Raw genomic sequence first — 9,225 nt, forward strand, 5'->3', positions numbered from 1 at the left:
ACCGGCTAGCCGACCCGGGCCGCTTCGCGGCTGAGGATGCGTTCGCGTTGTTCTTCGAACCGGATGACGTCACGACCGAGTTTCTCGAGGTACTGGTCGAGTATTTCGCGACTGCGTTCGCCACGCGCGGTGAAATCGCTGCGCTTGAAGACGTTCCAGGTGCGCAGGACCGGCAACAGGACCTCGTCCAGATGCTGGCGCAGATCGTAGATCCCGTGCTTGACCATCAAGACGCCGTTGCGACGCCAGTTCGGCATGCCGGTGCCGGGCATGGCGAAGGTCATCACGATCTTGGTCACCGACTCCATCGCCTGGTCGGGCGCGACGTCGAAGGCGGCACCGGTGATATTGCGATAGAACATCATGTGCAGGTTCTCGTCGGCCGCGATGCGTTGCAGCATCCGATCGGCGATCGGGTCGTCGCAGACCCGTCCGGTGCTGCGATGACTGACCCGGGTGGCCAACTCCTGGAAGGTCACGTAGGCGACCTGATCGAGGACGCCGCCGAAGCCATCCGGTGCGTGGACGCCGCGGGTCAGGTGCACCATCCGGTCGTTCTCCAGCGCGACGGGGTCGACAGCGCGGGTGCACACCAGGTAGTCCCGCATGGCGATCGCGTGGCGGTTCTCCTCGGCGGTCCAGCGGCCGACCCAGGTGCCCCACGCGCCGTCCCGGGAGAAGTTCTCAGCGATCACCCGGTGGTAGGAAGGCAGGTTGTCCTCGGTCAGCAGGTTCGTGATCATCGCGACCCTGGCGACCTGGGAGAGCCGTGACTGCTCGGGCTCCCAATCGTCGCCACCCATGGCCGCGAAGTTGCGGCCCTCGCTCCAGGGCACATAGTCGTGCGGGCACCAGTCCTTCGCCGTGGACAGATGCCGGTCGATATTGGCCGCGACAACCGGCTCCAATTCCGTCAGTAGCTCGATTTGCGTCAAGTCCCTAGCCATACAGCGCCTTTCGGATTCGGTGGAAAAAACCACGGAACATACCGCTGTTCATGCATCACTGACTGCGCGGCATCGCCGCGCCTATACCCTAGACGGACGCGATGGGATTGGGGCGTATCCGGCCCCACCAGTCGAACCGCCGAGACGGATTTGCCGCATTTGTGACGATGATCATGATCGTCCGTCTTCTTCCCGGGCTCGCTGGGCACCCTCGGCACCATGCTCGGCTTCGCGATCTCGTTCGTGCTGCGCCCGCCGGGCGGCATGGCGTGGGGTCCGCTGGGCGACCGCATCGGCCGCAAGGCGCGAACTGCCCTCCCTCGGTGCGGAAGGTTGACGGCACGCCGGTGTGGGTAAAGAACCCAGCATCCGTCGTTGTCGACCACTGGGGGAAATGTGCCCGAACCTGACGGTCAATTCTCTGAAATATCCACCACCGCTCCGACATTCGTGTTCGTCCACGGCTTGACGAGCAACAGTTTCTTCTGGACGCCTGTGGTGCGCGAACTGGCATTACTCGGACACCGCAGCCTGCCCGTGGATCTGCCCGGCCACGGGCTCGACGCCTCGATACCGCTGTCGTATCAGGCGCAGGACATTGCCGCATTCACCACCGCGCCGTCGCCGATGGCCGCAATCACCGTGCAGGACAATGTCACCCACGTCATCGACGCGGTGCGGCAGGTGCGGCGGCACGGCCCGGTGATCCTGGTCGGCCACAGCCTCGGCGGCATCACGATCGGTCTGGTCGGCAATGCCATACCCGAAGCCATTCACCGCATCGTCTACCTGTCCGCCTTCTGCCCGTCCACCCCGGACGCGCCCAGCGCCATGGCGCTGAGCCAGACTCCCGAAGCCTTGAAGGACGTCCCGATCCCGAATCCGGACCATTCGCTCTTTCTGGGAATGGAGCCGGTATCCCGCGGCCTCATCCGATTCAATCTGCGTTCGGCCGATCCCGAAGCGCTCGAGGATTTCCGGGTGACCAATATGCCCGAGGCCACGCTCGAGCAGATGCTCCTGGTACTCAACTTCGGAATGCAGCCCGAGGACGGGGCCCAAACCAATTTCGCCGACGCCCGGGTCGAGGCCCACACCTGGGGACGAATTCCCCACAGCTACATACGTCTCACCCGGGACAATGTCATCTCCGCGGCGCTGGCCGCGAAAATGATCGACGACGCCGACCGCCTCACCCCGGACAATCCCTTCGATGTGCACAGCCTCGAGGCCGGGCATGCCGGTGTCATGTTCCGGGCTCGCGAGCTGGCGGCCATCCTCGATCAGCTCGTCTGAACCGACGATCAAGGCCGCCAACTGGTTTCGTCCGTGCCGGGCCGCGGCGGATCTACCGAGGCTGACGACTCGGCTCAGAGAGCCGGGTCGCCGGTACTCCGGCGTCGCTGAGCAGTAGTGCGGCGACGGCCTCCAATCCGCATGGAGACAGCGTTCGACACTGCGAACGGGGTGGCGGTGTAAGTGGCTCGGCGCGGCGGCTACGGGTCAGCTACCGGGCGCTGAATAATGCTGCGGATGAGAGCGATCCGGTGGAATCGTCGGTCGGTATTGGCTTCGATGGCCGTGCTGTCGGTTGGGGCTGGGCTCGGCGGGCGAACCGCGATCGCACGGGCGGCGGCGACCACGCGGTACACGATGACCGCGTTCACCAATAGCAGCGATACCGACCTGTATGTCTATGAATCCGAGGACGCGGCGAACTTCACGTTGCTGCGGGCCGGCGCCTACCGCCCGGCGGCCGGGCTGGTGCGGGATCCCAGTTTGCTCCGGCATTCCGACGAGGCGTACTACATCGCGTACACCACTGCCGGAGACGGTCACACCATTGGATTCGCCCGTAGCACCGACCGGCTCACCTGGACTCACCTGTCGGATTACCCGGTCCCGGTGCCGGGAGCCGAAGCTGCCTGGGCGCCAACATGGTTCGACCTCATTCCCGGATATGTCGGAGTGCTCGTCTCCATCTCGCAGGGGTACGGCTTCCGGCCCTATCTGATCGTCACGGCCGATCCGGCGCGGCCGGTGTGGAGCCCACCGATTCCGCTCGCGGGGATCGGGCCGCAGCGGCCGGGGCACCTCGGCTACATCGACACTGCCGTCGTGGCGCGCGACGGCAGCTATTACGCCTTCACGAAGAACGAATCGAGCAAGTACATCGAGCTTGCGGTCGCGACTACGCCGCTGGGGCCGTACCGGTTCATCGGCACCGGCGACTGGGCCGGTTGGGGTGCACCGCGGGAGGGTCACTGTGTGATCGAACTACCCGACGGAGGGCACCGGATCTACTTCGACGCCTACACCGAGAAGAAGTACTTCTACAGCGACAGCCACGACGGATTCCGCACCTGGACCGCACCCGTCGAGCTGCCAGGAGTGTCCGGAACCGTCCGCCACGTCACGGTCCTGCCCGAACCTGCCGGCACCCAGTAGTGCCGCCAATGCTGGTAGTCTCGGATATCCGAGGTGGAGTTCCTGGATGTCTGGAGGCGTCTCATGGCCGGTTCGAAGACCCCGATCGAGATCGATGAGGAAGCTCTAGCCATCGCTGCCGAGGTCCTGGGTACCAAGACCAAGAAAGATACGGTCAACGCTGCGCTCCGCGAGGTCGGACAGCGGCTGGTTCGTATCCGAGCCCTCGCCAGGCTCGGAGAGATGGCCGATCGCGGTGACTTCGACGAGTTCCTCGACAACAAGGCGGCCTACCGCAAGTGACCCCTGCCCTCTATCTCATCGATACATCGGGCCTCTTCCGAATCCTGCAGGACAAGCTCCGTCAAGCATGGATGGATCAGCTGACGGCGGGCGTCATCGCAACCTGTCCGGCTGTCGAACTCGAGTTTCTCTACTCGGCACGCTCATTGGCGGACAGGCTCGAGAAGCAACGCCTGCTCCGGGACTTGTTCGGTTGGCTAGCCATGCCGGCTCGCGTATACGAGCGTGCTGAAACCGTTCAACAGCTGATGACCGAGCAGGGAATCCATCGGTCGGCAGGACCGGTCGATCTGCTCATCGCCGCGACTGCCGAGCATCATCGGCTCACGATGCTCTGCGACGATCGCGACTTCAGGTCCATCGCGCGGATTACCGGCCAGCCAGTCGTTTTCGTCACCGAACCACCGTCCTAGCTCGCCGCACGATCTCATCGCGAAGCGATAGTTACAGAGTCCTATCCGCGATCACGGGGTGGCGGCCGCGTAGCGGTGGGCGAGGGTGCGGATCTGGGTGACGAGTTCGGGTGGGTCGGTGACGCGGAAATCCATCATCAGCATGCTGAGGTAGATGGCGATGGTTTCCAGGCGGTCGGCTCCGGTCAGCAGGAGGCAGGAGGTGTCGTCGAGGGGTTCGACGACACCGACTGTGGGGTTGATGCGGGCTATGACGGTTTCGGCGGGAGCCAGGACGGTGACGCGGGCGTGGACTTGCCAACCGGTGGAGGCTATTTCGCGCAGAACGAAGGCGACGAGGTCGGAGTCGGGGAGCGGGCGTGGGGCGAAATGGCGTGTGCCGGTCAGGATTTTGGTGATCGACGCCACCGGGAGTGCTTGCCAGGAGTGGGATTCGAGACTGTAGGCGACCAGGTACCAGCGGCGTTGCCAGCTGATCAACCGGTAGGGCTCGAGTTCGGTGGCGTCGGCGCGCAGGGTGGTGCTGGCGCGGATGGCGGTGGCGAGGGTGGCGAGGGTTTCGGCGGAGACGGGGGCTTCGGGTTCCCGGGAGCCGGTGACGGCGGGGCCGATGTCGGTGACGGAACGCAGTGCGGTGACCTTGCGCTGCAGGCGTTTCGGGAGGATCCGGTCCATTTTCGCCTGGGCGCGTTCGAGATTGGCGTGGATGTCGGCGATGCCGGTGCTGCCGTCGGCGGCCACATTCATGGCGACGGCCACGGCGACGGCCTCGTCGTCGTCGAGCAGCAGCGGGGGCATGGTGGCGCCCTGGCCGAGGCGGTAGCCGCCGACCGGGCCGCGGGCGGCGTGCACCGGATAGCCGAGTTCGCGCAGGCGCGCGATGTCCTGGCGGAGGGTGCGGTCGGTGACGGAGAGTCGTTCGGCCAGTTCACGGCCGGTGAGGGTGCGTTCCTGGAGCAGGGACAGCAGGCGCAACAAACGGGTTGTGGTGGAGGTCACACAGCGCCCTTCCGTCCGGCCGGATGATTAGGAAGAAAACCAGCCTAATCGGGTCATACCTTTGTCTCAACGGATCGAAACGACCTGAGAGGCAAGAACAATGAGCGCCAACCCGCAGACCGGCAACTCGCCCGCCACCGTCCTCGCCCCGGCCTGGCGCGAGGTCCTCGCGGCGTCGCACCGCGCGCTCGCCGAGGTCGTGGCCGGTGTGGGCGCGGACCAGTGGGACAACCCCACCCCGTGCTCGGAATGGACTGTGACGCAGGTGGTTCAGCACGCGGCCGGTGATCAGCTGGCCTACGCCAAGTTCCTCGGCATCGGTGCCGGCCCGGCCGGCAACCCGTTCGAGCCCTCCGGCCACATCGACGGTAGCGCGGTCGAATTGGTCTCCGCCGCAATCGAACCCACCGCCACCGCCTGGGCCACCGTCACCGACGGCACCGAGACCGTGCCCACCCCGCTCCCGCACGGCGAGCTCCCCACCCCGGTGGCAGCGGTCATGTGCGCGCTCGACGCCGCGGTGCACGCCTGGGACATCGCCATCGGCACCGGGCAGCCCTCGCCGCTCACCGACGAACTGGCCGGGCACCTGCTCACCGCCGCCCGCGGCCTCGTCGAGCCGCTGCGCGACTACGGCGTCTTCGCGCCCGTCGTCACCGAACTGCCCGCCACCGGCACCCCGGTGGCCGACGAACTGCTGGCCTATCTCGGCCGCAACCCGCGGGCCTGACGGACCGGCCCCGGACCTGCGGTGACGGAGCGGGCCGCCGGTCCGGGTAGACTCCCACTCTCGTGAGTCTCACCCTCGGAATCGTCGGCCTGCCCAACGTCGGAAAGTCGACGCTGTTCAACGCTCTGACGCGCAATGACGTGCTGGCCGCGAACTACCCGTTCGCCACCATCGAGCCGAATGTCGGTGTGGTGCCGCTGCCGGACCCGAGGTTGAACACGCTGGCCGGCATCTTCGGCTCCGAGCGCCTCGTCCCCGCGGTGGTGTCGTTCGTCGACATCGCGGGCATCGTGAAGGGCGCCTCCGAGGGTGCGGGCCTGGGCAACAAGTTCCTCGCCAATATCCGTGAGGCCGATGCCATCTGCCAGGTGGTGCGCGTCTTCGCCGACGACGACGTGATCCACGTCGACGGCAAGGTGGACCCGCTGTCCGACATCGAGGTGATCGAGACCGAGCTCATCCTGGCCGACCTGCAGACCCTCGAGAAGGCCGTGGTCCGTCTCGACAAGGAAGCCAAGGTCAAGAAGGACCGCAAGCCGGTCGCCGACACCGCCAAGCAGGCGCAGGAGATCCTCAACAGCGGCAAGACCCTGTTCGCCGCGCGCGACCAGCTGGACACCGAGCTGCTGAAGGAACTCTCGCTGCTCACCATCAAGCCGTTCCTCTATGTCTTCAACGCCGACGAGTCGATCCTCACCGACGAGGACAAGAAGGCCGAGCTGAAGGCCGCCGTCGCCCCCGCCGACGCGGTGTTCCTGGACGCCAAGGTCGAGGCCGAGCTGCTCGAGCTGGACGAGGAATCCGCCCTCGAACTGCTGGAGTCCATCGGCCAGACCGAGCCGGGCCTGCACGCCCTGGCCCGCGCCGGCTTCCACACCCTGGGCCTGCAGACCTACCTCACCGCCGGTCCCAAGGAAGCCCGCGCCTGGACCATCCACCAGGGTGACACCGCCCCCAAGGCCGCCGGCGTCATCCACACCGACTTCGAACGCGGCTTCATCAAGGCCGAGATCGTCGCCTTCACCGACCTCGTCGAGGCCGGCTCCATGGCCGCCGCCAAGTCCGCCGGCAAGGTCCGCATGGAAGGCAAGGACTACGTCATGGCCGACGGCGACGTCGTCGAATTCAGATTCAACGTCTGAACCTCTGGGAAGAATTAGGCGGCGCATGTATCGCTGCTGGTAGAGACTCTGCTGAGCCCCCATCCGTTGTCCGGGTGGGGGCTCAGTCGTTTCGCCAGTGCCGTGCGCTGGCCGCTTTGGTCAGCGCGGTATGCGGCAATAGCGGACGTTCACAGACTCGGTGGTTCGGCCGCACCGCCGAACATGACCGCGGCCTGGTAACCCTTGTCCTGGTTGCCCGCGACATAAGGCCGCAGCTCTTTTTCGTATGCGGCGAACGCTGTCTCGGGGTCTGCATCGGCCGTGGCCAGCTGGCGAGCAAGGGTCCGTGCGCCGATCAAGGCTTGAGAGGTGCCCATACCGCTGGTCGGTGCGGCGCAGTATCCAGCATCGCCGACCAGCGCGACCCGACCGCGTGACCACCGATCGAGGTGAACCTGGCACGACGAGGCGAAGAAGAAGTCCTCGGCATCGGTCATTGCGTCCAGCAGGCGGGGCACTTCCCAGCCCTGCCCCGCGAACGCCGACCGCACCGCCTGTTCTTGCTCCGCGCGACTGCGCCGGTCCCACTTCGGGGACGAGGTGGCAAAGGAAAGGCTTACCGTCAGCCGGTCCGAGTCGCCCGAGCTGAACAGGTAGACCGCCGTGCCCTGCCCCGGCCGCAACAGGCCCTGGTGGTCGAGTCCAAGATAGTTGGCGGTGCTGAACCCGACACCGGACATCCCCAGATGCCGCAACACGTCGGCCCGTGGATCGAACACCAGGCGCCGGACGTTCGAATGCACCCCGTCGGCGCCGAATACCAGGTCGAAATCGGCAGCCGCGCCACGCTCGAACTCGACCGCGACACCGGATTCATGCTGCGTCAATGCGGTGATCGAGTCGCCGAACACGTATTCCACATCGCCGGTGGTGGCCTCGTGCAGGATTCGAGTCAGTTCACGCTTGGGCACTTCCAGTTCGCCGGCGAACGTTTCGGTGGGCAGCTGCCCGATCTCGGTGCCGTTGTCGTCCACCAGGGCGGTGCTGCGCATCTTCGTGTCGTGTCCACGGATCTCGTCGAGCACGCCCATCTCCGCCAGCACGTCGAACGCCGCACCGCGGAAGTCCACCGCATATCCACTGTCGCGGACCAGCGACGCGCGCTCGACGACGGTCACGTCGCACCCGCTGCGATGCAGGAAGTAGGCGAGGGCGGGTCCGGCCACGCTCGCGCCCGAGATCAGAACCTTCGGCTTGGTCATGCACAGGACCATAACCAAGTTTTATCCATATGGACAATCCATTTGGATAAAACATATGGATAAGAAGGTGGGTATGCTGGGCAGGTGGGAAACCGAGAAGCCCTGTTGACCGGAGCCAAGCAGTGTTTGATCGAGCGCGGCTGGGCGCACACCACGGTCCGCGACATCGCCGCGGCCGCCGGGGTCAACCACGCGGCCATCGGCTATCACTTCGGCTCCCGCGACGCACTGCTCACTCAGGCACTAGTGCAAGCAGTGGACGAACTCGGAGCCGAACTGGCCCACCGCGGCTCGATGGACAGCCCCGAACAGGGCTGGCAGGCCCTGATCGACACCTTCACCACCCATCGGTCCCTATGGGTTGCCCAACTCGAAGCCGTCGTACAAGCCGAAAGGTCGCCCGACATCCGCGAACACCTCGCCCGCGGACAACGCGAGGCACGCACAGGACTCGGCGGCTCGGTACCACTCGCACTGCTGACCGGCCTGATGCTGCAATGGCTGGTAGACCCTGAGCACGCGCCCTCCAACAAGGACGTCGTCGCCGAATTACATTCTCTCACCACGAATCTCTGACCACATCAGCAGCCACTCCCCTGAAGTTGATCCGACCAATGCCCTGAACTCGGCAATAGCGTGCACTGTCGGCGGCCGTACGACCCTCTGCCCGTTGATCTTCCGATGCCCGGCGCTGGCCGGTTCGGTCAGCGAGGTATGCGGTATGAGAGTGCGTTTGCGGGGCGCCGGAGATCCGGCTCCGCACCCCGATTGAGACATTGTCGTCGGCCGGCGCAGGGGACCCGAGAAGCCTTTTCGCAGTGGTCCTTTGGGTGCCGGGCCCGGCGCATCGAACTCGGCCCGCGAATTCACGGCGTTGCCGACCTATCGATTCGGTGGTCGTTCACGCCGGTAGGTGGTTGGGTGAGTCGGGACCGAGATTTCGAAAGATAGCGTCCCGGGGAGTGGTGGACTTCGGATCAACGGCGTGAACGCGTAGCGATCAACGAGTCGTAGTGGATTCTAGCCGATCCCGACACCAGC

The 9,225-nt window shown here is 65.6% G+C and carries 10 protein-coding genes and 1 pseudogene; 8 read left to right on the top strand and 3 right to left on the bottom strand.

Annotated features, from left to right (window positions below):
* Positions 1–5: 5 nt before the first annotated feature.
* On the bottom strand, positions 6–947 hold the full coding sequence (locus tag ACWEKS_RS25755; protein ID WP_452342442.1) for an acyl-ACP desaturase: 942 nt from the start codon (positions 945–947) through the stop codon (positions 6–8).
* A gap of 177 nt (positions 948–1,124) precedes the next feature.
* Here ACWEKS_RS25755 and ACWEKS_RS25760 point away from each other — a divergent pair.
* The 5 genes and pseudogenes from ACWEKS_RS25760 to ACWEKS_RS25780 all read left to right on the top strand — a co-directional run.
* A pseudogene (locus ACWEKS_RS25760) lies at positions 1,125–1,265 on the top strand (MFS transporter); the annotation flags it as partial.
* A 132-nt stretch (positions 1,266–1,397) separates the two neighbouring features.
* Complete coding sequence (locus tag ACWEKS_RS25765; RefSeq protein ID WP_452342443.1) at positions 1,398–2,243, top strand: alpha/beta hydrolase; 846 nt, start codon at positions 1,398–1,400, stop codon at positions 2,241–2,243.
* 357 nt (positions 2,244–2,600) lie between these two features.
* Positions 2,601–3,395 (top strand): family 43 glycosylhydrolase, encoded by a 795-nt coding sequence (locus ACWEKS_RS25770; RefSeq protein ID WP_452342444.1) that lies wholly within the window; start codon positions 2,601–2,603, stop codon positions 3,393–3,395.
* 63 nt (positions 3,396–3,458) lie between these two features.
* On the top strand, positions 3,459–3,677 hold the full coding sequence (locus ACWEKS_RS25775) for a type II toxin-antitoxin system VapB family antitoxin (protein ID WP_356995753.1): 219 nt from the start codon (positions 3,459–3,461) through the stop codon (positions 3,675–3,677).
* Entirely contained in the window at positions 3,674–4,090 is a 417-nt protein-coding gene (locus tag ACWEKS_RS25780; RefSeq protein ID WP_452342445.1) for a PIN domain-containing protein, read from the top strand. The genes ACWEKS_RS25775 and ACWEKS_RS25780 overlap by 4 nt, the downstream gene beginning before the upstream one ends.
* A gap of 51 nt (positions 4,091–4,141) precedes the next feature.
* Here the strand turns inward: ACWEKS_RS25780 and ACWEKS_RS25785 are convergent, their stop codons facing one another.
* Positions 4,142–5,089 carry a helix-turn-helix transcriptional regulator gene (locus ACWEKS_RS25785; protein WP_452342446.1) on the bottom strand — a complete coding sequence of 316 codons (948 nt, stop codon included), beginning with the start codon at positions 5,087–5,089 and terminating at the stop codon, positions 4,142–4,144.
* A gap of 100 nt (positions 5,090–5,189) precedes the next feature.
* Between ACWEKS_RS25785 and ACWEKS_RS25790 the strand changes: the two genes are divergently transcribed.
* Both ACWEKS_RS25790 and ychF read left to right on the top strand, forming a co-directional pair.
* The gene (locus ACWEKS_RS25790; protein ID WP_452342447.1) at positions 5,190–5,819 is read left to right on the top strand and encodes a TIGR03086 family metal-binding protein; all 630 of its coding nucleotides are present in this window, start codon (positions 5,190–5,192) and stop codon (positions 5,817–5,819) included.
* 62 nt (positions 5,820–5,881) lie between these two features.
* A complete protein-coding gene (ychF, locus tag ACWEKS_RS25795) occupies positions 5,882–6,961 on the top strand; it encodes a redox-regulated ATPase YchF (protein ID WP_354833494.1) in 1,080 nt (359 codons plus the stop codon).
* Between the two features lie 149 nt (positions 6,962–7,110).
* Here ychF and ACWEKS_RS25800 read toward each other — a convergent pair whose 3' ends face one another.
* Positions 7,111–8,184, bottom strand: coding sequence for an FAD-dependent monooxygenase (locus ACWEKS_RS25800; protein WP_452342448.1), 1,074 nt, complete (start codon positions 8,182–8,184; stop codon positions 7,111–7,113).
* An 84-nt stretch (positions 8,185–8,268) separates the two neighbouring features.
* Between ACWEKS_RS25800 and ACWEKS_RS25805 the strand changes: the two genes are divergently transcribed.
* Positions 8,269–8,760: a TetR/AcrR family transcriptional regulator gene (locus ACWEKS_RS25805; protein WP_452342449.1), complete on the top strand. Its 492-nt coding sequence runs from the start codon at positions 8,269–8,271 to the stop codon at positions 8,758–8,760.
* The last annotated feature ends 465 nt before the right edge of the window (positions 8,761–9,225 follow it).

This window comes from Nocardia sp. NPDC004711, from assembly GCF_053601595.1.

Bases quoted from the DNA above. Each gene is read 5' to 3' on its own strand.
- ACWEKS_RS25770 (WP_452342444.1), top strand. From the start codon at position 2,601: ATGACCGCGTTCACCAATAGCAGCGATACCGACCTGTATGTCTATGAA.
- ACWEKS_RS25775 (WP_356995753.1), top strand. From the start codon at position 3,459: ATGGCCGGTTCGAAGACCCCGATCGAGATCGATGAGGAAGCTCTAGCC.
- ACWEKS_RS25800 (WP_452342448.1), bottom strand. From the start codon at position 8,184: ATGACCAAGCCGAAGGTTCTGATCTCGGGCGCGAGCGTGGCCGGACCC.
- ACWEKS_RS25790 (WP_452342447.1), top strand. From the start codon at position 5,190: ATGAGCGCCAACCCGCAGACCGGCAACTCGCCCGCCACCGTCCTCGCC.
- ACWEKS_RS25755 (WP_452342442.1), bottom strand. From the start codon at position 947: ATGGCTAGGGACTTGACGCAAATCGAGCTACTGACGGAATTGGAGCCG.